General features: G+C 48.2%; 21 protein-coding genes. All 21 read left to right on the top strand.

The features are described 5' to 3' along the window. The first annotated feature begins 361 nt into the window (after positions 1 to 361). Positions 362 to 1,285: a hypothetical protein gene (locus tag MHB71_RS18900; RefSeq protein WP_340027255.1), complete on the top strand. Its 924-nt coding sequence runs from the start codon at positions 362 to 364 to the stop codon at positions 1,283 to 1,285. Positions 1,286 to 1,685: 400 nt separating this feature from the next. Beyond that, complete coding sequence (locus MHB71_RS18895) at positions 1,686 to 1,886, top strand: hypothetical protein (protein ID WP_017690177.1); 201 nt, start codon at positions 1,686 to 1,688, stop codon at positions 1,884 to 1,886. Continuing rightward, positions 1,886 to 3,349 carry a phage tail sheath subtilisin-like domain-containing protein gene (locus tag MHB71_RS18890; protein ID WP_340027253.1) on the top strand — a complete coding sequence of 488 codons (1,464 nt, stop codon included), beginning with the start codon at positions 1,886 to 1,888 and terminating at the stop codon, positions 3,347 to 3,349. The genes MHB71_RS18895 and MHB71_RS18890 overlap by 1 nt, the downstream gene beginning before the upstream one ends. Positions 3,350 to 3,571: 222 nt before the next feature. Then, a complete protein-coding gene (locus tag MHB71_RS18885) occupies positions 3,572 to 3,979 on the top strand; it encodes a phage tail tube protein (RefSeq protein WP_124117078.1) in 408 nt (135 codons plus the stop codon). Between the two features lie 177 nt (positions 3,980 to 4,156). Next, complete coding sequence (locus MHB71_RS18880) at positions 4,157 to 4,591, top strand: hypothetical protein (RefSeq protein WP_017690174.1); 435 nt, start codon at positions 4,157 to 4,159, stop codon at positions 4,589 to 4,591. Between the two features lie 182 nt (positions 4,592 to 4,773). After that, positions 4,774 to 6,450: a hypothetical protein gene (locus MHB71_RS18875; RefSeq protein WP_340027251.1), complete on the top strand. Its 1,677-nt coding sequence runs from the start codon at positions 4,774 to 4,776 to the stop codon at positions 6,448 to 6,450. Between the two features lie 56 nt (positions 6,451 to 6,506). Next, positions 6,507 to 7,139 carry a LysM peptidoglycan-binding domain-containing protein gene (locus MHB71_RS18870; protein WP_036611596.1) on the top strand — a complete coding sequence of 211 codons (633 nt, stop codon included), beginning with the start codon at positions 6,507 to 6,509 and terminating at the stop codon, positions 7,137 to 7,139. After that, positions 7,136 to 8,122 carry a phage portal protein gene (locus tag MHB71_RS18865; protein WP_340027250.1) on the top strand — a complete coding sequence of 329 codons (987 nt, stop codon included), beginning with the start codon at positions 7,136 to 7,138 and terminating at the stop codon, positions 8,120 to 8,122. The genes MHB71_RS18870 and MHB71_RS18865 overlap by 4 nt, the downstream gene beginning before the upstream one ends. After that, positions 8,115 to 8,525: a hypothetical protein gene (locus tag MHB71_RS18860; RefSeq protein WP_145320658.1), complete on the top strand. Its 411-nt coding sequence runs from the start codon at positions 8,115 to 8,117 to the stop codon at positions 8,523 to 8,525. Before MHB71_RS18865 ends, MHB71_RS18860 begins: the two co-directional genes overlap by 8 nt. After that, positions 8,518 to 8,973, top strand: coding sequence for a DUF2634 domain-containing protein (locus MHB71_RS18855; RefSeq protein WP_340027249.1), 456 nt, complete (start codon positions 8,518 to 8,520; stop codon positions 8,971 to 8,973). Before MHB71_RS18860 ends, MHB71_RS18855 begins: the two co-directional genes overlap by 8 nt. A 4-nt stretch (positions 8,974 to 8,977) precedes the next feature. Then, positions 8,978 to 10,117 carry a baseplate J/gp47 family protein gene (locus tag MHB71_RS18850; protein ID WP_340027248.1) on the top strand — a complete coding sequence of 380 codons (1,140 nt, stop codon included), beginning with the start codon at positions 8,978 to 8,980 and terminating at the stop codon, positions 10,115 to 10,117. 137 nt (positions 10,118 to 10,254) lie between these two features. After that, positions 10,255 to 10,845 (top strand): YmfQ family protein, encoded by a 591-nt coding sequence (locus MHB71_RS18845; protein ID WP_340027247.1) that lies wholly within the window; start codon positions 10,255 to 10,257, stop codon positions 10,843 to 10,845. Then, positions 10,845 to 12,281, top strand: coding sequence for a phage tail protein (locus MHB71_RS18840; RefSeq protein WP_340027246.1), 1,437 nt, complete (start codon positions 10,845 to 10,847; stop codon positions 12,279 to 12,281). Before MHB71_RS18845 ends, MHB71_RS18840 begins: the two co-directional genes overlap by 1 nt. Before the next feature lie 433 nt (positions 12,282 to 12,714). Further along, positions 12,715 to 13,212 (top strand): phage holin family protein, encoded by a 498-nt coding sequence (locus MHB71_RS18835; protein WP_100530002.1) that lies wholly within the window; start codon positions 12,715 to 12,717, stop codon positions 13,210 to 13,212. Positions 13,213 to 13,584: 372 nt separating this feature from the next. Then, on the top strand, positions 13,585 to 14,532 hold the full coding sequence (locus tag MHB71_RS18830; RefSeq protein ID WP_340027244.1) for a glycoside hydrolase family 25 protein: 948 nt from the start codon (positions 13,585 to 13,587) through the stop codon (positions 14,530 to 14,532). A 930-nt stretch (positions 14,533 to 15,462) separates the two neighbouring features. Beyond that, positions 15,463 to 17,109 carry an ABC transporter substrate-binding protein gene (locus tag MHB71_RS18825; protein ID WP_340030194.1) on the top strand — a complete coding sequence of 549 codons (1,647 nt, stop codon included), beginning with the start codon at positions 15,463 to 15,465 and terminating at the stop codon, positions 17,107 to 17,109. Positions 17,110 to 17,316: 207 nt separating this feature from the next. Next, the gene (locus tag MHB71_RS18820; RefSeq protein WP_017690144.1) at positions 17,317 to 18,321 is read left to right on the top strand and encodes an ABC transporter permease; all 1,005 of its coding nucleotides are present in this window, start codon (positions 17,317 to 17,319) and stop codon (positions 18,319 to 18,321) included. Positions 18,322 to 18,549: 228 nt separating this feature from the next. Beyond that, positions 18,550 to 19,449, top strand: a complete 900-nt coding sequence (gene nikC / locus MHB71_RS18815; RefSeq protein WP_074093899.1) for a nickel transporter permease — start codon at positions 18,550 to 18,552, stop codon at positions 19,447 to 19,449. Positions 19,450 to 20,855: 1,406 nt separating this feature from the next. Further along, positions 20,856 to 22,736: a molecular chaperone HtpG gene (gene htpG / locus MHB71_RS18810; protein WP_340027243.1), complete on the top strand. Its 1,881-nt coding sequence runs from the start codon at positions 20,856 to 20,858 to the stop codon at positions 22,734 to 22,736. Positions 22,737 to 23,342: 606 nt separating this feature from the next. Further along, complete coding sequence (gene dgt, locus MHB71_RS18805; RefSeq protein ID WP_076209597.1) at positions 23,343 to 24,758, top strand: dGTP triphosphohydrolase; 1,416 nt, start codon at positions 23,343 to 23,345, stop codon at positions 24,756 to 24,758. Between the two features lie 30 nt (positions 24,759 to 24,788). Then, positions 24,789 to 25,805 carry an MsnO8 family LLM class oxidoreductase gene (locus tag MHB71_RS18800; RefSeq protein WP_340027242.1) on the top strand — a complete coding sequence of 339 codons (1,017 nt, stop codon included), beginning with the start codon at positions 24,789 to 24,791 and terminating at the stop codon, positions 25,803 to 25,805. The last annotated feature ends 96 nt before the right edge of the window (positions 25,806 to 25,901 follow it).

Below are 25,901 nucleotides of genomic sequence, written 5' to 3'. Positions count from 1 at the left end.
CATTGTTTTGATATCGATATAAAAGTGATTGCTGTGTTGGGAAATTAGAACAGGTGTCGTCTTTTTTCCACCCGAACGTCTCCCTTAATCGCACAGAAGTCGTACGGAACACCATCCGCGCTAGGGATGAAAGGGTGTAAGATTGTATTATCGGATCAATAACAAGGGACGCACCGAAAGCACATACGCTAATGTACAGACCGGCCAGGTGGCCGGTCTTTTTGATGCGGTGAATGTAGTCCCGGTACTGGTTCGATAGCAATACAGACTCTGAGTTAAAAGGGGGAGTCTACTGCTGCTGCACTGTCGCTGCATCGTGTGGGCAGATCTCAAACTTGCAGCCAAAGGGGGCGAAATGAATGTGTCTATGAGAAATGAGATTAACACTGACATGAGCACCAGTAAAATGAGTACGCTCATTAAAAAAACGCTGAAACAGAAGCTCGCGGTACTTGTTCCAGATTGGGGCGGTCGTGTGCTGGATGTACCTGGGCCAGGCGAAGTGTTGGCTGGGCCTTGTGCCGTGGTTGCGTTTGCCGAAGAGGTGCCGAAGTCTGCTTGGACGGGATATCGAAGGATTATTAAAATCTCACCATACGCTCGTCCGGAAGATGGTGGCGCTGAAAAGGTAGAAGCTTGGTCAGCTGATCTAATCGAAGGGTTGCATCAAGTAAGGCTGGTGGATGAAGCAGGTGAGGCCTTCACTTGCATCTATTTGGGTTCTTCAGATAGTGACCGGGTGGATGCAGGGTCTGGCATGGTTACGCGGAGTCTGCGGTTCGGAGTGTATGTTCCCGAAGACTCGGGAGTCGTCCTCGCTGAAACAGGGGACGCGTGGTTAGCTGCGCTTCAAGACTGGACACAGTCGGAACTTGGTTCGGGCTTCTCGGTATATGGGGATGTCTGGCCCGGTGGATACGATATGCCGTCTGTGTTATGGCGATTGGCCGGATGCAGCACTTCTGTCGCGGGGACTTCTACATTGGAGGTTCGACAACAGTGGATTGGGCATGTGCTCACCGATCATTCGGTGCTAACACGCCAGACTGTTACTCGGTTGGTAGAGCAACTTGCAGTGCAATCTCGTCTTGCCGTCACTGAAACGGGTGGCGAAGAGCACGAAGGTAACACGCGATATATCACAGTGGATGAAGTCACAGCAGATCTGCAGACCGATGCGTATCTGAATGGACAGATTCGTCTGACACTACAGCAGCGGATTCGCCGTCCGGGTACGAATGTACCTTTGATTCGTGAGATTAACCATAACAAAGGTATGGAGTAAACGTTAGTCGAGAGGAACCTTCTATTAGAGGTTGTTCAAAAAGTCCGCTTTTGATTACAAAGGATGCCTAACGGCATCATCAGCATCGAATATGGAATTCAGCCGAATAAGCATAAGCTTACGAAGTATGTTTCCTTTGGAAACATTGTAGTTGCTCACGTAGTTTTCCCTACGCTCTGCTACTCCATTTCTAACTTCATCCCATCTTCTCGGTACTGAAAACCGATCTTTTTGAACATGCACTTTTAAGAGTGGTTCCAGATTATAGCTTTGAGATGATAGATGTAGCTTCAACATTATAGCTTCAAATTCATGGTTCATAGGATCGAAAATTCATAGATCAAGCTTAAAGATCAACGATTCACGAAATCAGTAGTCCAACAAATGAGGTGAGATGGCAATGGCAAGCTCAGTGAAAAAAAGCAAACAGACAGCCCCGCGGTATACACGGGCAGAACTGATGAATCATGCAGAAGCCCTCTTTGCCGTTAAGGCAGAGGTGCTGTACGGTGCGCTGTACGAAGCGGCGCAAGAGACGTTTTCCATTGAAGAAACGCAGGAACGAATTAACCAATTTATGAAAGCGAAGGTGAAGGGATAATGGCAGGTGGAAATTGGGAGCAAACAAATCGTCCGGTCCTTCCGGGCTTATATATGAATTTTCAGGCGGCAGCATCTTCGGCCATTCAAGCGGGTACGCGGGGAACCGTCGTTGTGCCGATCAAGGCCAACTGGGGTCCGGTAGGGACTTTTGTTGAAGTAGGGAGCGAAGCGGCGATTGAACGTATTTATGCGGCGAATGTGCTGGATAACGGTACGGCTTATACTTCCTTGAAGCTCGCCCTGTTGGGTAGGCCGAAGAAGTTGCTCGCTTATCGGGTAGCAAGTGCTGCGGCCAAAGTAGCTACGCTTACCTTGAAGGATAGCAGTGATGCCAATGTGCTGCAACTGGACGCGAAGTATCCGGGGGATCGTGCAAATGGATTCTACGTCACCATCCAGCCAGGTGTGATTGATAATACGAAACATGAAGTGCGTCTTTTTGAAGGGAACCGGATGTTGTATGCGCTCCTGACAGCGGATATTACAGCAGCTTCTCTGGCAAAAGAGATTAACGCGGATGAGCAAAATGTCTGGGTAACGGCTCAGGCGATTGGCGATGGTACTGGCGTGGTTGCTGCCGTTGCGGGTGCGGCATTCAAAGGTGGCGTAAGTGGCAACGATGACCTGACCAATGCAGAATACATTGCTGTACAGGGTGCGTTGGAAGGGGAGCAATTTGACTTCTTGGCTTTGGATCAGGCGGCTGATGCACCTCTGCTTGCGAGTTTTGCGGCATGGGTGAAACGTGTGCGTAGTGAAGGTAAACCGGTGGTGGCCGTATTTGGCGGTTCCGCAGCCGACGACACCTCAGCTACAGCAGCACAAAAAGCGGCAGCACGTTCGCTTGCGCTCAACCATGAAGGTGTGATTAATGTTGGTACAGGCGTACGCCTTGGAGATGCATTCTACAGCTCGGCGGAAACGTCCGCCTATGTCGCGGGACTGATTGCCGGACAACGTCTGAACCAATCCACAACCTATGCAGCTACTCCGTTCGATGATGTGACACGTCGCTGGACGCGTGCAGAACAGGAGCAGGCGGTACAGAATGGTGTATTTATTTTCTTCCATGATGGACGTCAGGTGAAAGCACTTCGCGGTGTAAACACACTGGTAACTCCGGCCGCTGGACAGAATAATGCGTGGAAAAAAATCCGTTCCATTCGTGTGTTGGACGCCATTAACACGGATTTGCAGCGTTCTGCGGAAGATACGTATATCGGTAAAGTGAACAATACCGAAGAGGGTCGTCAGGCATTGATTAGTGCCATGAAGGCCTATTTGGCGCTGCTTGCACAGAGCAATGTGATTGAAGCTGACGGTTATGATGTCATTCTCGACCCGGCTTATTACGGTGCGGCACCAGTTCTCAAACCGGAAGCGGATCAGGTATTCCTGCAATGGAATGTAAAGCTGACGGATGTGATGGAGCAGTTGTTTGGTACATTTTACGTGCAATAAGGTTTCTAGAATAATTACTATATGTTGAACTGATGGTTTACACGATAACGGAGAGGGCAGAAAAAATCTGAAGAAGCGAAGCGCTCGCCTTTATCACCGGATTTTCCCTTTTTGAAAAGGAATCAAAAAAATCTGGGGATAACAGCGATCGGAAGATTGTTCTGACTGCGGAGTTATACCGTGTAATATTTATTAGTTCAACCAACCCAAGGAGGAAAATATATGTTGGATGCATCAAGAGTAATTCTCGGTACCCATGGTCAGTTGCATATCGATGGTGTGTGGCAGACAAACATTAACAAGTTGGAAGCGAGTGTGGAGATTGAAAAGCGTGAGCTGAACCTGGTCGGTAACGACTGGAAGGTGCACAAAAACGGCGCAAAAAAAGGAACAGGCACGATGACCGGCTACAAAGTCACTTCCGATATGATCCAGCGCGGCTTCACCAAATTCGAGATTATTTCCAAGCTGAACGACCCTGAATCGTATGGACATGAGAGCGTTCTGCTCAAGGGCTGCATGGTGGACAAAATCCAGCTTGCCAACTGGACAGCTGGCGAAGAAGTACCGGAAGAAACAGGCTTTACGTTTGAAGGATTTGAATTGCTGAATCCGATTGTGGCGAACTAAAGATTGGAATAGGCACGTGTGATTGGGCTAGTTTGCTCCAGCGTGGTTGCATAGTTACTTCATATTAATATGGACACCAATGCGGGCCGAGATGGTCTCGGTCTCTTTGTTGTCTCTACAGGCTTGGAAGCTGGCATAGATAAACCCATTTGTGAAATAAGAAGGAGATAACGCCCAATGAGTATGAATGAAAATATGTCCGAAGAACAGATTTTGGATCAGTTGTTTGAAGCAGCAGAACGTTTGCCAGAGGAGAATGTGCGCATTCAGCGTCTGGATCTGCTGTTGACTTTGCGTGGACTGACGTCTTCCAAAGTGGATCACATTCGCGAACGCTGTACGATTCGTAAAACGACCAAAGGACGCACCGAGGAAAAGGTGGATACCGAAACGTTTAACGCGCTGCTCATTTCCGAAGCAACCGTGAAATTAAAAGTCCGCAGCCTGGAATTGTCTGGCTGGGGTGACACCCGTATTACCGGCCGCATGAAGTTGTCCGGTGGCGAACAGGCGGTACGTCGTATGTTGCTGGCAGGTGAATTGGATGCCGTAGGTGATAAAGTGCTGGAGCTGTCCGGCTTCGGTGTGGAGATTGAAGACCTAAAAAACTGATTCACTCCGGCGGGATGACCACGTTCCTGTATCACATGTGGGTACGTCATCATCTCCGGCCCGGAGAGTTCTGGTCTTTGCCACGTGGGGAGCGCTCGCTGTTGATTGCATTCTCGGAAGAGGAAATGTCAGCGATAACTTCGCAAATGAATCGATAACGATATAAGGCAGGAGGTGAAAAAATGGCAGAAATGATTGTAGGTTTATCCAAATCTAATGCGGAAATGCGGACAACCCTTCGATACCTGGATCAGATTCAGCGTTCGACGGAACGTCTGGGCAGAGTTCGTTACCAGAGTCTGATCAAGGTGAACAATGAGCTGAGAACGACTGGACGCAGGTTGGAGCATATTTATAGTATGGCTGTGCGAATCAGCAGGCTGCGTATTACACCGACGGTTGATCTGGTTGACCGTGCTACTCCGGCATTGAATGGTTTGTTGAGAAAAATGAAGCAAATCCGATCTAAGATGTTGAATGCTACAGCTAGTGTGCAGCTCAAAGTCAGCCACCAGATTTCAGGTGTATCCGTTAATGTGAATTCACAGCCACTGATCGATGCTTTGAATACAAATACCCAATCTATTAATATGCTGAGTACCAAGCTAGACTCTATCAATATTGGAGCGGCACCAGCGGCCGAAGCGAAACCTAAAACTTTTTTGCAGAAGATGAAAGGTATGTTTGATCGTGGGAAATCAATCTCATCTGGTGTGGGGAAAGTCTTTGATGCAAGAAATAGTGGGAAGAAGCTATGGAAAGAAATCACAACACCTGCCACACCGGGGAATAAATTGAAAAAGGCGTTCAAGGTTACAAAACGTGGGGCAAAGTTTGTGAATGATTTCTCGTCCGCAGGGTCCGATTTGATCGGTGGATTCGATGGATTGTGGGGCGATGTAAAAGGTCTCTTTGGTGGAGGTGGAAGCGGAAGTGGGGCAGGAGGCAGTGGTGGGTCTGGCATCATAAGCAAACTTGGTGGCAACCTCGTTAAAGGAGCGGGAAAATTGTTCGCACCACTCCGTATGTATAACAATATTAAAGAACTTGCAAGCGCCCCACCTGAGGATCGTGCTCGTGCGGTGGGTTCGGTTGCTGGTAATGCAGTAGGAACAGCTATTGGTACCGTACTTGGCAGTGTAATTCCAATTCCGGTGGTTGGGAACATGCTGGGCGGTTCAATAGGCGGTTGGCTGGGTGAAAAGGCAGGCGGTTGGCTGGGTGACAAGGTAGGTGGATTCCTAAAAAACAACGCGGAAGACATCTCAAAAGTAGCAAAATTTGCTTCTGAGGGAGCGAGTTACGTGGCGGAGAAAACGACGAATTTGTTCAATGGGGTTGCAGGTTTTTTTGGTTTCGGTTCTAAAAAGGAAGAGCAGACCGCCCCAGCCGCAGCGGTCATAACGTCACCCTCAACACCTGTAGCAACGCAGACACCACCCCCTCCACCGATAGCACCTCAGATGCCGCCTCCATACAGGCCGGCAGTTCTATCGATCACCGGTCCAGAAGCCTACATGAACAATCGATTTGGTTCACCGACGGCTGCGGGTCTTATGGGAACAAGTGTGATGCAATCCCAAGCGGTAGCAATGAATAACGCGGGTCAACCCAATGAGAAAGCTTCGCCGCTCACAGTGCGTATTTCCGAAGAACAGATGAGCAGTCTTGCAGGTTACCTTAAGGATTTCAAAACGGAAACGACGAACCAAATTGCTGTGAATATTGCACCGGGTACGGTACAAGTGACCGTTCGGGAGAACGCTATTGATTATGACGCAGTTTCTCATCAGGTGGGGCAACGTATCTCTGATGAGTTCCGCCGCGCGATGCAAAATCGCAAAACAATTATGGCCTAAGCAGAAAGGAGGCCGCAGATATGTCTGTACTTGAAGATAAAGTTGGTCCTAACAAAATGTCATTTACGTTGAAGGATGGCAATACTCCATTTCAATTTCCGGTAAACCCTGAAGAAGTTAATATTTCCAGATCTAAGGGATATGAAACGGTCAATATGTTGGAGCATGGCGAGTTTGATTTTGCACAAGGGGAGAAGGTGAAGGAGATCACCTTCTCTTCTTTTTTTCCGAAACGATATGATCCGTCCTATTGCATGGATGAAAAATATTTTCTGGATCCACGCGTGGCGATGAATGTGTTGAACACTTTTCTCATCTCCAAAAAGCCGCTGCGTTTCATCATTTCAGAGACGGGCGTGAACGTGCCTGTTTTTATTGTTTCGCTTAATTCGAGCTTTCGTGGGGGGGAGACAGGGGATATTTATTTCGACCTGACCCTACGCACATGGCGGGATTCCAAGGTGGAGAAGGTGGGCTCTGCGGCATCCGCGAGCAAGTCAGGTTCGCGTACCGATTTAAAAAAGAACAGCAAGACCTACACCGTCAAATCTGGCGACTCCCTGTCCAAAATAGCAAAGCTTGAGCTGGGTAGCAGTTCCAAATGGAACGAGATCTACAAGCTCAACGCAAAGATCATCGGGAGTGATCCGAACCGGATCAAGCCCGGACAAAAGCTGGTGATGCCATGACCTACAAGGTCATTGTCGACGACAAATACGACATCACCAAGTTGGTGGAGACGATTACGCTGAAGGACTCGCTTGACCAGATTGCCTATCAGGCTAACATCCGGCTGGCGGTGTCTGCATCTTCCGGTCTGCCTTCGATCTCACCGGGCATGGCGGTGCGGATTAGCGGGGTTCCTTTTGGCGAAAAATCCATGGTTCATCTGCTGCATCCTGCGGTCATCTGGGAGGTGGAAAGCTCGAACAGTGGCACTAAGCGGCTATCTCTCACGGTGTACGACCGAATGATATATCTGGAAAAATCAGAGGACGAGTTCCTGTTGCCTAAGGATCAGACCGCTACGCAACGACTCAAAACCTACGCCAAAGAGTGGAAGATTCCATACGCTACATTGCCAGAAACCAAGACAAAGCTGGGAAAAGCCGTGTATCGGTCACAGACGATCTTCTCGATGATGTTTGCCGATCTGAAAGAAACGGCGAAGTCCGGCGGGGAAATGTACCATCCACGGATGACGCCCGGTGGGTTGGAGCTCTTCCAGGTTGGAAGTAATGCAAAGGTGTATGAACTTGATCGACTAATTGATCTGACCCAGATGCGTACGCTCGAAGGGGCGGTCACCAAGGTTAAGGTGATGGCAGCGTCGGAGTCTGGCAGTGGCAAAGAAGTTCCTTCCAAAGTGCTCGCGATTGAGCAGGATAATGTGGAAGAACTGGGCACATTGCAAAAGCTGATCGAGGACGATCAGGTGAAATCCACAACCGCCGCGAAAAAACTGGCGAAAAGTCATCTGACGGGTATTCAGGAGACCTTTACGATATCAGCACCGGATATCAATACGATTCGCGCCGGGGACGCAGTGTTGTTGAAAGGACTGAAGCTAATCGTCATGTCGGTTAGCCGTGATCTGTCTGCCGGACCTGGAACGATGACGTTGGAACTGGGGACGGCTGAGCTGGTGAAAAGGAGGTATTACCTTGAATAAAGATGATCCGTATGGGCATTTTGCCGACGTCATGCGGGGTGCGATGAGTACACATTCTCGTCAGGCTGTGAGCGGGCTGGGCGCGGTATTGGGTACGATGACCTCGTCCGGCGTTAAGCTGGATGATTTCAAGCACGAAGTGCAGGATTATCTCGTGGCCGAGTTGCCGGGCACGCTTGGACTGCCGGAGCGCGAGGCTGCTGGCGCGATTTCCGGTATACCTGACGTGGCAAACGGCGGAACGACGGGCACGGGACGGTTTCTTTTGCAAGAAGAGGAAGTGGAAGAAGCGGTGTGGTCTCTTGGTAAGGGATTAAAAGCGGGAGATCGCGTGCTGGCGATGCGCGTGAATGGCGGCAACGACATTGTGGTGTTGTGTAAGGTGGTGAGTGCGCATGCCTAGTTTGTTCCCGGAAACGGGGGTGGTATGGGGAGATGAGGAGGATCTGTCGGGGGTGGCTTCGGAAGAGGTACGCTTTGGGCGGAGCTGGCGATTTGATTACGATACAGGAGATTTTGTGCTGACCCCAAGTGGCAAAGTAGCCGCGGCGGATGCACATGAAGCCTGGGTGCAGTGGTGTATTAAGGCCGTGAAAACGCCGCGGTACAGACATGTGATTTACTCCCGGAACTACGGTTCGGAGCTGGAGGATCTGGTGGGTCAGGGTGACAGTCGGGGTGTGATGGAAAGTGAGATTACCCGGATGGTGACGGAAACGTTGCTGGCTGATCCGCGCACGGAATCGGTAGACCAGTTCACGTTTGATTGGAATCGGGAGCAGTGCATGTTCTCGTGCCGGGTGGCGAGTGTGCAGGAAGAGATGTTTATTCTGGAAAGTGAGGTGATCTGACGGGATGGCTGAGATTCCGCGTTATTTGGAGGACCAGACGGAGGAACAGATTATGCAGCGTATGCTGGATCGTCTGCCCGCGGATCTGGATAAGTCGGAAGGATCGTTTCTGTGGGATGCGGAGGCTCCGGTTGCGTTTATGCTGTCTGAGGCTGCATTGTGGGCACAGGAGTTACTTCGGCGGGGGTTTGCAAGTACGGCTGCGAGCAGTGATCCGAATTTTCGTTCGGAAGAGCTGGATCTGCGGGCAGGAGAGCATGGCATTACGCGGCGGGCTGCGGTAGTTGCACAAGGTTCGGTTAGATTCGTGGGTACGCCGGGCAAGGTGATTCCTGCGGGAACGGTCGTGGCTACACTCGCGGATGAAGTATCTGCTGAAGCTTCGCTCGAATATGAAACGGTGGGGCGTTTGGAACTGGATGCAGAGGGCTCCGGGGTGGTAGGTGTGCGAGCGCTTGTTGCCGGAAAAGAGAGCAATGTGCCTGCGGGCACGGTAACTGTGCTGTCTACACCTGTAAGTGGCGTGACTTCTGTCACTAACGTTGATGTGATCAAAGGCGGTGCAGATATTGAGGCAGACACGGCGTTGCTGGAACGCTTTTATGCCAAAGTCCGCAATCAGGGGACCAGTGGCAACAAGTCGCAATATGTGCAATGGGCCAGTGAAGTACCAGGTGTAGGCGCAACGCGTGTCATTCCTTTATGGCAGGGGCCAGGCACGGTGGGATTGTATCTGTTAGACACGGACAAACGTGCTGCGGGTACCGATCTGGTGGCGGCTGTGCAGAAGTACGTTGACCCGACGCAGGATGGACAGGGTGAAGGCGTTGCACCGGCGGGGCCAGTAGTGTCTGTGATGTCGGCGGTGGAAGTGCCGATGAATATTCAGGTGAAACTGACGCTGGCAAGTGATGCGACACTCGCCGATGTACGAGCATTGATCGAACGCGGGGTGACCGCGTATCTGAAACAGTTGGCTTTTGCCGATCCACTCGTTCGTTACACTCGCATTGCTGCGATCCTGCTGGACATTCCGCCCATTATCGACTATTCGGAGCTTACCGTGAACGGTGTGAGCGACCAGAATATTGAGATAACCGCGAGTCAGGTGGCGGTTCTGGGGACGGTGGATGTGCATGAGTAGTGTTGGGCAGATGGTGGACGAAGAAGTAGTTTTGGAGTGCGGAGACCAAGGAAGATTGGGAGAAGTACGCCGATCCGGATTGGATCTGGTAAGCGAGACGCTCCATGTTGATGTGCAAGGAAGGGAGGGGACAGGGCATGAGTGCTCCTTCTATTGTAGATGTTGGACTGACGAGTGAGAAAGGGCGGGAGTTGTTCTCGTATTTGCCCAGGTATTATGAGACTTCGCGTGTCATGCAGGCCGATATGCAGGCCAAAGGCAGTGAAATGGATCTGCTGTACAAGGCGCTGGATGAGACGCTGGAGCAGTTTTTTGTCCGCACGGCGACGTGGGGGCTGGACTTCTGGGAAGAAGAGCTTGGCATTGAGACGGATCGTCTCAAACCCGTGGAACAGAGGCGTGCCGTAGTGGAGTCGAAGCTGCGTGGTGCCGGAAAGTTTTCGGGGAGACAAGTTGTGAATGTGGCTGAAGCCTATGCCGGGGGAAAAGTGGATGTAACATTTCAGCCGGAAGTGTGGAGTTTTACGGTGAGCTTTGTGGATACGATGGGCACCCCGCCCAATATCGATGATCTCAAACGTGCGATTGAAGAATTGAAGCCGGCCCATATGACCGTGGAATATGAGTATCGTTATCTGGTCTGGGACGATCTGGACAAGAAGCAGAAAACATGGGATGAACTGGACGCCGCGTCCTTGACGTGGAATGAACTGGAGGTGTGGGCGTAATGCCACAAGAAACAGATCGATTAAAGCTACCTCTTCCATTGGGGAACGAGAATGTGACCCGGGAGAGTATTAATGGGATTTTTGAAAAGATTGATGCAGGTGTTGCATCGCAAGCGGATTTGGATGCGCTTCGTGAAGCGGTGAGTCAAATGGATATTCCCGATGCGTCTTTGACGCAGAAGGGGAAGGTCCAGTTGTCTAGTAAGACGGATGGTACGTCTGAGGCGGTGGCGGCGACGGAGAAGGCCGTAAGGGATGCGAGGGTGGCGGCGATCAATGCAGCGTCTACAGATGCGACAACAAAAGCTAATGCGGCGGTAGCGCCAATTATCAGCTTGGATTCGTCCAATCTTGTTCAGAATTCGTCCGCAAACTTAGGGCTTTACGGGTGGAGTGACTATGGGTCAGCTCCATGGTCTGTGACCGCTGGTACTAACTTTAGAACGCTGAAGTATTTTCAAGTAACAGGAGCTGTGGCGGCTAACAGTTATGCAGTTCTTGATTCTAACCCAACCAATGTCATCGCTGGGACATACAACTTACAAGCAATGTTTTATACATTAGGAATGACAACGGGCATTTTGCTTATTGAAGTTAAAAATGCCAGTGATGATATAACAATCAATTCGCTTGTCGCCGACGCTAATTCCAATTGGCATCGGAAGTCGAAAACAGTAACTATTCCTTCCGGTGTAACATCGGTAAAACTTCGTCTGGTTGTAGCGGGTGGAGCATCCGGGGTTCCCGGGAGTGTTAAAGCTATTTCAAGGATTAAGTTTTCAGCGGGTGCGGTGGATGTACCGTACACCGCTGAAGCTGACGACCTTGCGCTTTTTCAATCTGGCGTTGATGCTAAAAACGGCATTGTGGGTGCCATTAACGCCAAGGGTGGCAATGCATCCACAAGTGACACATGGGTAACGTTGATGGCAAAAATAAACGCAATAGAACAAGGGCAATATGCAAAGTTTTCGCCAGATGTACGCGGTAATTATATAAACGTACCCGCTGGTTTTTCGGGACAAGTAGGGTCAGATATAGCAACTTTTGCAGCAGGAACAAAAGTTATTAGCCTTTTTACTAATTCGGCAGGTAACATGCTATCTCAATGCAACTATGGTGCTATTTCAGTTGCGTTTTCCCTTCGCGATAATCAGGGTGTTTTATGGCCCATACACACTCCGCATGGCAACAACACAGGTCTTTATTTTATTATGAGTGTTTTATTTTGCCAAATTGATTTAGTAGCCCGATCTATTTCTACTTATTTGAGGGTATCAACCGATGGTGCTTATTATACCCAGGGGCCTTTCGCCCCTAGTAATTTCAATACACAAGGCCCCATTAAACTTGTATACGCTGTGTACGATAATACATGGGCTCAATCTAGGGAGGTGTACTATAAAGTTACATTGACCTCCATTGTTTCAGGGTAAGCCAACTCTTAATGATAAGATAGAGAGTATTAAAATGAGTAGTAGGGGACATGGTGTAACCCTTACAAAGCTGTATACCAAAGGGGAGCAATAGCGAAGGGTATGACGTTGTGGACAAGTATCGGTTATAAACGTACACTCATTGCGATCGCACAAATTTTAATGATTATCACGAGTATTATTGCAGTGGTACATGGCGGGAAAACGGATAACTAAACACTATGAACATAAAGGTAGGATTACTGGAAGGTGCGAACTGGTCGAGTGGGGTAAGTGCTCTATATCACAAGGAAGATTATACTTGTGTGAAATAAATCAAGTGTTGTGGTACTGCACCAATAGAATTTGAGGGACGTAGCATGTTCAAAAGTGATTTTTTTAGGAAGTGAAGGAAGTGAACGAAAGCTCGCAAACCTTTTTAGGAGGTGAAACCATGGAAAAATGGGAAACCATATGGAAGTCTTTTATCGCTCTGCTAAGCAGCTCAGCAACCTACTTCTTCGGTGGTTGGTCAGGCGTGCTCGGGGTACTACTCGTATTCGTCATCCTCGACTACCTAACGGGTATCGCAGCGGCGGGGGCGAGTGGCAAGCTCGAAAGCAATGTCGGGATGTTCGGCATCGCGCGAAAGGTATTTATATTTGCAATGGTATCGGTGGCTCATCTGGTGGACGGTGTTCTGGGAGACGGACATTTGTTCAGGGATACGGTCGCCTTTTTTTATATCGCGAATGAGCTGTTATCTATTATTGAGAATGGGGGCAAACTGGGAGCACCCATTCCGCCTGCGATCCGGCAGGCCATTGAAGTGCTCAAAGGCAAGGGAGGGGACGGTGGGATTCCCGGTAGCTACACTCCTCATTCCAGAGAATCTATTGCACCGTCAGATCATGAGGACGTGGATCAACAGATTAGAGACGATACGAAGTAAGGATTCAGCATTCATTCCAATACGCCTTGTGGCAAGGGATAGGGCACTACCGATTCAAAAGTATGTACCATTTGTTACAAGTAGTGAAAGCTACGGAATCGATTCTGAAGAAGCGGTAGCGGTCGCCTTTGTCTCTAAATTTTAACCTTTAAATAATGGAGCATAAAAATTTGGAGACAACAGCGATCGGAAGAACGATCCGGATCTGGAACGGTCATGTACCGACTTGGTACGTATTCCTAAAAGGGTTGGTAGATAACCAACTTAAAGTACCTTTTACCATCAACAAGGGACACGCACACAAGCAATGCCAAGCCTCCTGGCATTAACTATATACAAACGGCAATTTGCCGCATAAAGGGTGTGAGAAACATGCAAACGAGAAGTTCAGGCAACACACAGGGCATTGACGTCTCTCGTTACCAGGGCAATATTGACTGGGCGAAGGTGAAGGCGAGTGGCATGACATTTGTATTCATCAAGGCAACTGAGGGACAGACATATACCGATCCGAATTACCAGAAAAATGTAATAGGAGCACTGGCGGCGGGCTTGATGGTGGGAACGTATCACTTCTTCCGCGCGACATCTACCGATGGTGCCAAGGCAGAAGCGGCACATTATGCCAACACACTTAACAAAGTTGGGGGCGCCAAGGCGTTACAACTGCCACCCGTCATGGACTACGAGAACAACCCCGGCAACCTTAGCAAAGCGCAGATGAATACAGTTGCCAAAGCTTTTTTAACCGAATTACAACGTCTGACAGGTGTGAAACCGATCATATACACGGGCAATTCATTTGCCGGGAATTTTGATACATCACTCAGCTCATACGATCTGTGGATCGCACGTTACAGCAACACCCGTGTACCGGAAGACCAGCCGGCATGGAAGCGTTGGACGTTCTGGCAGTATACGGATTCGGGCAAGGTGAATGGTATTAGTGGCAACGTGGATATGAATGAATTCGAGGGAACAGCGGCACAGCTCAGAGCAAGATACGCAGCAGCCACTCCGAAACCACTGGAGCCATCCAATCCAACGAATCCAAGTCATCCGAATCCACCAACCGAACCACCGAAAGGGGGCGAACCGATGACAGCCGAAGAGAAAGCAGCGTTTGATGCACTCAAATCCCAGGTCGACAAACTGCAGGCGCGTCAGCAAATGGAAGTTCCAGTATGGGCAAAAGCAGCTGTGGATGCAGCACTAGCATATGACACCAAAAATCCATTGTTCAGCATCGATAATGGGGCGAGTTATGATTTTTACCGTTTTATTACCGTGATGCATCGCAGAGGTTTGTTTAAAAAGTGAGCTGATTCTTAGCAAATTAAAATGTGGATTTTATCTGAATGTGGATTGAGTGGAGAAGGGACATGGGACGCTTTTTGTCGAACTGTGTTCCTTTTTTGTGTTTTGTGTAAGTAATATTAACGCATATAATAAAGTTAAAGACTTATGTCTGTAAATCTCTTGTCTAATTGATTAATGTGATGTAAAGTAAGTTACACGAAATTGTTTTTCACCACAGTTTATTTACACAATCCTCCTCATCATGACAAAACCATAACACATGAAGTTATTGTAATGTCTCCCTGTTGTACAATCCAACATCTCAAGATGACTCGTTCATACATTTTACACATCCAATCTGCAAGAGAAAGCCACCGATTTAAACAACTTACACGATTCATCAAACAACCTAGCCTTTGTTGAGTTTCTTTCATCCGTATTGCTAACGAACGATAACGATACCTAATCCGGTCTCCACACTCCATGCTCAACACGACACGCTCAAGGAACAGACTTTATTGCGTAGCCAGTCGTAGTATCCATATGCCCATCTGTATTTTCGATCTACCAACTTAAACTTGCTCTTACCAGTCCATAACCGTTCATTGATGCTTATTGACCTTAGTTCAAATAAAACGCAACAATTTCATTCAATTTCATAGATTCATCTCACAAGATCCGTTGTTGAACCTTTTTTTTCTATAAAAGTAATCAAACGACGTCCTCAATCCATGTGCACGGTCTGATATTTACCTGTATTCCATACGTATCCCATGCTGTTTTTACATTTCATATACATGCCGTACTTTTCCCAGAACCTTAATACAGGTATCACAGGCATCTAAAGCCTTTTATATGATACATAGCACCAAACCGATTGCCAACATTGGAGATCTTTCATGCCAGCATCACACACATTATGAGACAGGGAAGGGTGTTGTACGTATGCGAATGAGAAAAAAATGGATGTCCGGTGTTCTAACGATGGCCTTGAGTACCGTATTGGTGTTGTCCGGTTGCTCCAGTAACGAGAGTGGAGAGAATACGCCTGCTCCGGCGGAAGGAACCGACCCTCCAACCGAAACGGTAGCGCAGGATACGATGATTATGGGACGTGGTGGGGATTCCGTAGCACTCGACCCGGCGATTGTAACCGATGGGGAGTCGCTGAAGATTGGGCATCAGGTGTTTGATTCATTGCTGGACTACAAGGAAGGCGGAACAGAGGTCATTCCTGGACTAGCAGAGAGCTGGGAGATTTCGGCGGATGGGCTCAAGTATGTGTTTAAACTGAAGTCCGGTGTGAAATTCCATGATGGAACTGACTTCAACGCAGAGGCTGTTGTGTTTAACTTCAACCGCTGGGGCGATCCGGCGAGTGAATATAAATTCGAGGGAGATTCCTTCGATTATTACGATTCCATGTTTGGTCCAGAGGACGGACGTGTGATCAAGGAAGTGAAGGCGACGGACGAAACTACGGTGGAGTTCACATTGAACCAGCCACAAGCCCCTTTCCTGCAAAATATTGCGATGACGCCATTTGGCATTGCCAGCCCAACCGCGATTCAGGAGAAAAAAGAAAACTTCAAGAGCGAGCCTGTGGGCACCGGCCCATTTGTATTCAAAGAGTGGAAGCGTAACGACTCCATCACCCTGGAGAAAAACGCGGATTACTGGAAAGAAGGACTGCCAAAGCTGAACAAAGTGATCGTGCGTTCCATTCCGGATAATACCGCTCGCTTCAATGCCCTGCAAAACGGCGAGATTGATGTCATGGAAGACCTGAACCCGGACGATCTGTCCATTCTTGAAGGCAACAGCGAGTTACAGAAGATCGAGCGTCCACCGTTCAACGTGGCGTATATCGGCTTTAACTTCAAGAAGAAACCATTTGATAATGTGAAAGTCAGACAAGCCCTCAATCATGCGGTGAACAAGCAGGCTCTTATTGATGCGTTCTTTGCTGGACAAGCTGAACCTGCCGTGAACCCAATGCCGCCAACGCTGTGGGGATACAACGATACCCTTGAGGATTACCCATATGATCTGGAAAAAGCAAAAGCTCTACTGGCCGAAGCAGGCTTCCCTGACGGGTTGCCTGATCCGATAACCTTCTATGCAATGCCGGTATCCCGCCCGTATATGCCTGATGGCAAGAAGGTTGCGGAAGCGATCCAGGCCGATTTTGAGAAAATCGGAGTGACCGTCACCATCGAATCACCGGAGTGGGCAACGTATCTCGAAGATACAAAGGCCGGGGAGAAGGACGACATTTACATGCTCGGATGGACAGGTGACAATGGTGACCCAGATAACTTCCTGTATACACTGCTGGATAAAGATGCCATTCCAAGCAACAACCGCAGTTATTATGTAAACGAAGAGTTGCATGTGTTGCTGACGGATGCGCAGAAAGAAACAGATCAGGAGAAACGTGCGGAGCTTTACAAACAAGCGCAGGCAATTATCAAGGAAGACGCACCATGGATTCCTCTGGTACACACGACGCCAATTCTGGCGGGTAAATCAAACTTGAAAGGTTTCGTTCCTTCTCCACTGGGCACCGAATCCTATGCCGGTGCTTATTTCGAGTAAGCTGTAAGCTGAACTTATCCATTTCAGGATAACTGCGATCTGAAGATGGCACTACAGTTCGGAGTGATTACGTTTTAATTCTTTCTATCAAAGCGCTGGTGAGACGCAATGCTTGGCAGAACCCACATCCGGACGTAACTATCCAAAGCATGCGTTTTTGCCGGCGCTTTTTATTTTGCACGATATGTCGAAGGCAGGTGAACAGGATTGAACAGCTATATTGTCAAACGTGTGCTTGTGTTGCTGCCTGTACTTCTGGGCATGACCCTGATTGTCTTTTCCATCATCCACGCCATCCCGGGTGACCCGGCCGAGACCATACTTGGGCAAAAGGCAACCGAACAATCCAAGCAGGCCCTTCGTGACCAACTCGGTCTGGATAAACCCTGGTTCCAGCAATATTTCGCATACTTGGGCGATTTGCTCAAAGGCGACCTTGGAACATCCATCCGAACCAAGGTGCCTATTGCCCAGGAAATTGTGCCTTATCTGACAGCAACCCTTGAATTAACGATGGCAAGTATGTTGTTTGCTGTCATTATTGGGGTGAATGCCGGGATTGTCAGTGCATGGAAGCACAACTCCTGGTTTGATTATTGCTGTATGGTCATTGCTTTGGTGGGTGTATCGATGCCAATCTTCTGGCTCGGTCTGATGGAACAATGGTTGTTTGCGAACAAGTTACAGTGGTTGCCATCCATTGGACGCATGAATGCGCGTGATCCGGTGGAAGCCATTACGGGCTTGTATGTGCTGGATACGATGATTGCTGGACAATGGAATCAGTTGTGGACCGTAACGAAACATTTGATTCTGCCAAGTGTTGCACTGGGAACGATTCCAATGGCTGTTATTGCCCGGATGACGCGTTCCAGCATGCTGGAAGTGATGAGTTCCGATTACATTCGTACAGCAAAGGCGAAGGGACTGGGTCCGTTTTTTGTTGTATATGGACATGCACTCAAAAATGCGTTTATTCCCGTGCTCACGGTTATCGGCATCCAGACCGGATCGTTGCTCGGGGGTGCGGTGTTGACCGAAACGATCTTTGCTTGGCCGGGTGTAGGACGTTATATATATGAAGCGATTAGTTCGCGGGACTACCCGGTGATCCAGAGTGGGATTCTGATCGTGGCGTTCTTTTTCGTGGTGATCAACTTGATTGTGGACTTGCTCTATGCCGTGTTTGATCCTCGGATTAGTTATAAATAGGAACTCCATCAAGAACCAATCTGCAGAATCGAAGCTAAAATCTTTCTAAAAGAAAGCTACATCGGAAGCATAGGCTGCGCATTTTATCCGGATTTTCACTTTTGAAAAGGTGATCAATATAATCTGGGGATAACAGCAATCAGAAGATGATACTACAATCGTAGTGCTTGAGTGTAATAGAACGCGTTGATCTTTTGTTATATTTATATTCAAGAAAGGAGACACCGCATGGCCAAATTATCGACCAATACCGGACCATCCATTGACGCTGCGTCGGCGAGCACATCCGGTCCATGGCGGGAAGCGTGGAGAACGTTTCGGAGAAATCGGCTTGCGCTTGCAGGTCTGATTATTATCGTATTTTTTATCCTGTTGGCCTTCCTCGCGCCATACATCGCACCTTACGATTACAAGGAACAGGTGTTGGTGGATCGGCTTCAGGCCCCTTCGGCAGAGCATTGGTTTGGTACCGATGATCTGGGGCGTGACGTGTTTTCCAGAGTGCTGCATGGGGCGCGTATTTCCTTGTGGGTGGGCTTTTTCTCCGTCATTGGTTCCATTATTGCGGGCACGCTGCTGGGGCTGATTGCCGGATTTTATGGAAAATGGGCGGACATGCTTATCTCGCGTCTATTTGATATTTTGCTCGCCTTTCCGGGGATATTGCTAGCCATCGCCATTGTGGCGATATTGGGCCCGTCTTTGCAAAATGCACTGCTCGCCATTGCCATCGTGAACATTCCAACCTACGGAAGATTGGTGCGTTCACGGGTACTCAGCTTGAGACAGGAGGAATTCATTACGTCGGCACGGACACTTGGAGCGGGCAATGGGCGAATCTTGTTTCGCCACATCTTGCCCAACAGCCTTACTCCTCTGATCGTGCAAGGTACACTCGGAATTGGGACTGCGATCATCGAAGCTGCTGCACTCGGATTTCTAGGCATGGGTGCACAACCACCCGACCCCGAATGGGGTAAAATGCTGTCGGACTCCCGTCAGTTTATACAAAAAGCACCGTGGACACTGATCTTCCCCGGGGTTTCCATTATGTTGACCGTTCTCGGCTTCAACCTAATGGGCGACGGCCTGCGCGACACCCTTGATCCGAAAATGGCGAAAAAGTAGAATTATCAAACTCAAACTCAAACTCAAACTCAAACTCAAACTCAAACTCAAACCGTAACCGTAACCGTAACCGTAACCGTAACCGTAACCGTAACCGTAACCGTAACCGTAACTTCTAACCCAAGCTCGAACTCAAACTGCAACTTTGATTTGAAACTCTAGCTCTGACAACGCTAACTTATTCTGTAACGCAGCATGCGTGCCAAAGGCAACGTTAACAAAACCGTAAGCACTAATTTTATCGCCACCCAATTTGTAGCTGTAACGCTAACCTCTGCTCCAACTCTAACGAACCCGGGAGACCTTATTTTACGAGTTCCAGCCAATTTCCCATTCTTACGAACCTCAAACGCGCTATTTTGTGAAAAACCTGCCGAAAGTCTCGAAAGGTTGGCTAAAGTGGAGAAGTAGCGTGTCTACGATTCGTTAGCTTACAAAAACCTCCCAAAAAGGCCAATTAACGCCTCTGAGGTTCGTTAGCGCGTGCTGTCATGCTGCTCAAGACATCCAAGCAACCACAATACCAAGATACCAAGATACCAACATACCTACCAAAGTACCCATACAACATACATCAGTCTCATCACAGTAAGGTCGAAGATACTCCAAGGTACATTAGATGGATATGTTTTAACGCTATCTACTAAAGCAACAGACACATCACAATCTTTGACCATGCCGATTCGAACTCTGGTTCGAGTCGGCTTTTGTTTTACCTGCGGGATTACGGTAAAATGATTGGTGATGTGCAAAAGTTAAAGAGTTATTCGATCTTTTAGTTAAAATAACCGCCTACGTATTGACACCCAATTTTCCCATATGTTATATAAAAGGAAGGGTTTAGCACTCCGATCATCAGAGTGCTAACAGATGATGTTTTTACTATAAGCTTACATATGGAATGATTCTGTTTTGGGAAATAGATATTAAACCTGAATAGAACATGCGAAGCCACGGTGTGCAACAGACTTGAAGCTACATTCCACGTTTAAGAGATATCACTTCATTGATGTCCTTTATCCTAAAAAATCAGTCGCTGATCAGATGCAAAAGTAGTGCAGGGGACGAAATCGATTTGGAGGAAGCAGAGCGTTCGCCTAAAAGCTTTCTGAAAGAAAGCTGCTACGGAAGCATACGCTATCACCGGATTTCTCCCTTTTCAAAAGGGAATCAAAGAAATATGGGGATAACAGCGATCCGAAAAACGATTCGTAACCGGAACGGCTACATTGCATAACGTCGTGCACTTATTTTTACAATGAGCCAGTTAGAAGTGAATCACAATAACTGTGGACTAGAGCGATCAAAGGTTTTTGAGTCTACTAATGGCCGCAGGATTATCTCAGTTACTTTCTATTTTCAGTCAAATCATTCGATATCCCAATTTGAAAGGAGTCCAACCACTCATGGCTAAAAAAGAATTCCAGGCAGAATCCAAACGTTTGCTGGATATGATGATCAACTCCATTTACACCCAAAGAGAAATCTTTTTGAGAGAATTGATCTCCAACTCCAGTGACGCCATTGACAAAATATATTACAGAGCACTTACCGACGATTCGCTCGTTTTCAACAAAGAGGACTACTTCATCAAGCTTACGATTGACAAAGAAAACCGCACGCTCACACTGACAGATACCGGTATTGGTATGACGCAGGAAGAGCTAGAGAATAATCTGGGGGTTATCGCGAAGAGTGGTTCCCTGGCGTTCAAGAAAGAAAATGAAGCAAAAGACGGTCACAACATCATCGGACAATTCGGGGTTGGTTTCTACTCGGCATTTATGGTGGCGGACAAGCTGAGCGTAACAAGTAAAACGCTGGGCAGCGACGAGGCTTGGAAATGGGAGTCCGAAGGCGCGGATGGTTACACAATCACACCAGCTGAGAAAGATTCAGTAGGTACAGAGATCGTCCTGACGATCAAAGAAAATACCGAAGAAGATTCGTATGACGAATTTTTGGAAGAGTACCGCCTGAGATCCATCATCAAGAAATACTCCGACTTCATTCGCTACCCGATCAAGATGGATGTAACGGGTCAACGTCCGAAAGAGGGCACGGAGAACGAGTTCGAGGAATACCAAGAAGAACAAACAGTGAACAGCATGGTGCCGATCTGGCGTAAAAATAAAAGCGAATTGACTGAAGAAGACTACACGAACTTCTATATGGAAAAACGTTACGGTTTTGACAAACCGCTCAAACACCTGCATATCAGCGCAGATGGCGCTGTGGTATACAATGCAATCCTGTTCATTCCGGAAAATACACCGTTTGATTACTATACCAAAGAGTATGAAAAAGGCCTCGAGCTTTACTCCAACGGTGTATTGATCATGGATAAATGCGGGGATCTGTTGCCAGATTACTTTGGATTTGTCAAAGGTATGGTGGATTCCGAAGATCTGTCCCTGAACATTTCCCGTGAGATGTTGCAACATGACCGTCAGCTTAGCCTGATCGCGAAGAACATTAAGAACAAAATCAAGAGTCAACTGCAAAGCCTGCTGAAGGACGAGCGTGAGAACTACGAGAAGTTCTACCAAGCGTTTGGTCGTCAATTGAAATATGGTGTATACAGCGATTATGGTGTGAACAAGGATACTTTGCAGGATCTGCTGTTGTTCACGTCTTCCAAAGAGAGCAAACTCGTGAGCCTGGACGAATACGTCTCCAGAATGCCGGAAGATCAGAAGTACATCTACTATGCATCTGGTGAGTCCATTAGCCGTATTGAGAAGCTGCCACAGATCGAGGGTGTTCTTGAGAAAGGGTACGAAGTATTGTACTTTACTGATGACATCGACGAGTTTGCAATCAAGATGATCACGAACTACAAGGAGAAAGAATTCAAATCCATCTCCAGCGGTGACCTGGGCATCGAAGATAGCGCAGACAAAGAAGAAACGGACGCACAGGACAACGACAACAAAGAGTTGTTTGAAGCGATGCAAGCTCAATTGGCAGGTAAAGTCAAAGCGGTTAAAGCTTCCAAACGTCTCAGAAGTCACCCGGTATGTTTGTCCACTGAAGGTGAGCTGACGATTGAAATGGAGAAAATCTTGAAAGCTATGCCGAACAGCGAAAACGTACAAGCCGACAAAGTACTTGAAATCAACGTGAATCACGATGTCTTCAAATCGTTGAAAGACGCTTTCGCGCAGGATCAGGAAAAGCTGAACCTCTACACTAGCCTCCTGTACCACCAAGCATTGCTGATCGAGGGGTTGCCAATTCAAGATCCAGTAGAGTTCACCAACGATATCTGTAAGGTTATGGTGTAATACCGTTACACCCACCATCTCCACCCCGACAGGGCGTTTCAGTCCTGTCGGTTTTTTTGTTTTTTACCCACAACGGGTAGGAGCGGGGGAGGCAGACCATCATTGCAGCGATGGATGAAAATCGTAATGAAATTCTTTAGCCTTTCAAAGTTTTGAAGAATTCTCCCTTTATAGAGAATAGGGAATGTAATGACTTTGGGAGTGAATCAAACAGCAAAAGTAGTGAAGGGGACGGAATCGATTCTGAAGAAGCGAAGCGTTCGCCTTTATTCCCGGATTTCTCCCTTTTAAAAGGGAATCAAAGAAATTTGGGAATAACAGCGATCAGAAGAACGATCCGTAACCGGAACGGCTACCTGGTGGCACAGTGAGTACTTATGGTTGTTCTGCTATGGGAGCGAGCATATGTGAATAATGAGTTCAATATGAATCATTGTCATTTAGATGCACGGATGATAGTCTGGCAGGGTATAATAAGAGAAGATGACTGTTCATTACAAGTTGATGTAAGAAGAGATGACAATCGCAGACAGGTTTTACTTTTCGAAACCACAGATGTTGTGTATAATCACTCAAAATAGAGACAGTCGGCTAGGAGTGATCCCCATGCAATGGAACGATCTGAGAGAACATAGACAATATCCTGAATTAACCAAATTGGATGGATCTCGTGCAGCGTATGAACGAGACTATTCGAGACTCATTCATTCACCGACCTTCCGTCGGTTACAGGGCAAATCGCAGGTGTTTGGCGCAGGAACGGGTGATTATTATCGTACTCGCTTGACCCATTCCCTGGAGGTGGCACAGATTGCACGAGAGGCTGCCCGAAGTCTGATTCGCCGTTTTCCCGAGGTAGACTGGGACCGCGCAGACAACCCCGGCCTTATTATTGATTCAGAAGTGGTGGAGTGCGCTGCAATCGCACATGACTTCGGTCACCCGCCGTTTGGACATAAAGGTGAAGAAGTATTGGATGGTATTCTGGATGACCTCATTAACACCGAGGCTAAGAAAATCATGAAAAAAAGCCGCAGCGCCAAAGTTCCAAAGGTCGAGTCTGAAGTCCGTGCCGAGTTAAAACGGAAATACGAGCATTTTGAAGGCAATGCGCACAACTTCCGTCTCATTATGCACTTGGAGAAACGTGAAGATATCGACGGACTGAATCTGTCTGATGCGGTATTACTAGGAATCAACAAATATCCATACCCTGGGACAGAGAGTAAAAAAGGCATGTATCATCATGAGTGGCAATATATTCGGGAGATCCGTGATCGCTGGAACGTACCAGCAGGCAAGAAGACACTGGAAGCACAGCTGATGGACCTTTGCGACGATATTGCGTACTCCTCACATGACCTGGAGGATGGCATCAAAGCAGGAAAAATTGAAGTACATGAGCATTTCCTGCAAGATCCGCATGTGAATCGACTGATTGTGGATAAGATTACAACGCTGGAGGATCTGTTCTGGAACGGATGGACCCGAGAAGCGATTGGGCAGAAGGTAGAAGAGGTCCTCGCTTCGTTCCTGCGCATCTGGAATGAGAAGATGCCGTTCTGCGAGCATGATTACTCGCGTACCCGCCGTGAGGTGAAAGCCTACTGGGTGAGCTTTTTTGTAGGCAGTCTGGGCGTTATTGACGACGGTGACTGGAAGAAGGTAACCTTTGTCCGTGAAGGGGCTGAAGACCTCGATATGCTGCGTACGGTGAGTGTGCTCAAGAGTTTTGCCTGGGTAACCATGATTCGTGATCTACGTGTACAGCGTCTACAGAAGCGCAGTGAGTGGATGATTAAGCGATTATGGGATGCATTCCTCGATCCGGAAACGTCCAAATCCATTATTCCATCCGACTGGCTACAGCGGTATGAGAAGGATCAAGCCAAAGCCCAGCCGATATGGACCTGGGAACACATGGTGATCGATTATATCGCAGGAATGACGGATGCATTTGCCGAGAAAATATATAATGAACTATACGGTCTGAAGGTGGGTTCGATCTACGATTTGGATTAAAATTAACCGATATAAAGGGAGATGAGACGCATGGCTAAGCGAATGAGTGAGACGTTCAGTCTGGGCGTACTTGACCTTGTTCCAAGGTTAGACGATGTCACAGCGGAACAGGCACTTCAACAATCGGTGACACTTGCGCAACATGCCGAGGCTTGGGGATACGCCCGATACTGGACGTCAGAGCATCATGATATGGCTGAACTGGCATCGGCCTCTCCCGAAGTACTGTTATCGCACATCGGAGCAAGGACAACAACGATCCAACTTGGCTCTGGTGCGGTCTTGTTGCCGCATTATAGCCCGCTCAAGGTTGCGGAGTCATTCCGCCTGCTGGCTGCGCTCTATCCGGGGCGCATTGAGCTTGGGCTCGGACGTGCTCCTGGCGGTGGACCTCATGCCACGATGGCACTCAGTGACAATTACTTGCAGCATGTGTCCAAGCTGCCTGAATCACTCGCAGCACTCACAGAACTGCTCGAAGACCGTTACATGTACGAGGATCATTCCGTGACAGCTCGTCCGATTCCCAAGCTCCCGTTATCACTCTGGATGTTGGGAACTAACGTGAAGAGTGCAGAATATGCGGCACGGTTTGGCATGGGATATGTCTTTGGTCAATTCATGAGTGACGCCGATGGTACAGAGGCTGTAAGGCGATACCGAGAAGGATTTATGCCTAGTGCAACGATGAAGGAGCCTGAGGTTATGGTGGCAGTGAGCGTATTGTGTGCCGAGTCAGAGACGGATGCTTTGGACTGGAGTCGTGACATGGCGGAGAGGCGCAAGCTGGATGGGAAAGAACATTCAACTGAGCCGAATTCAAGTGGTACCGCGGTCTCTAATACGAATGATGAAGCCGTTAGTGATCAAAATGAATCGGTGCGGCACTATGCAGGTACACCTGAGCAGGTATGGGCTCGATTGCAGCAGGTGAGTCGCAGGCTGGATACGGAGAGGTTGCTGCTGGTTACGGCAGGACCAGATTATGAGCGCAGGTTGGATTCATATCGATTGCTGGCTGAGCATAAGACAGCAATACTGAACTAGGCGGATCGCTTTATGATGTTAGCCGTTGAAATCCGAACAAACCGAAGAGCTGCAGATCGGGACTTTACCGTATGCTGCAGCTCTTCGGTTTGGACT

Source organism: Paenibacillus sp. FSL H7-0940 (assembly GCF_037979415.1).
Lineage (GTDB): Bacteria > Bacillota > Bacilli > Paenibacillales > Paenibacillaceae > Paenibacillus > Paenibacillus amylolyticus.
This window is presented reverse-complemented; position numbering and strand designations above follow the sequence as displayed.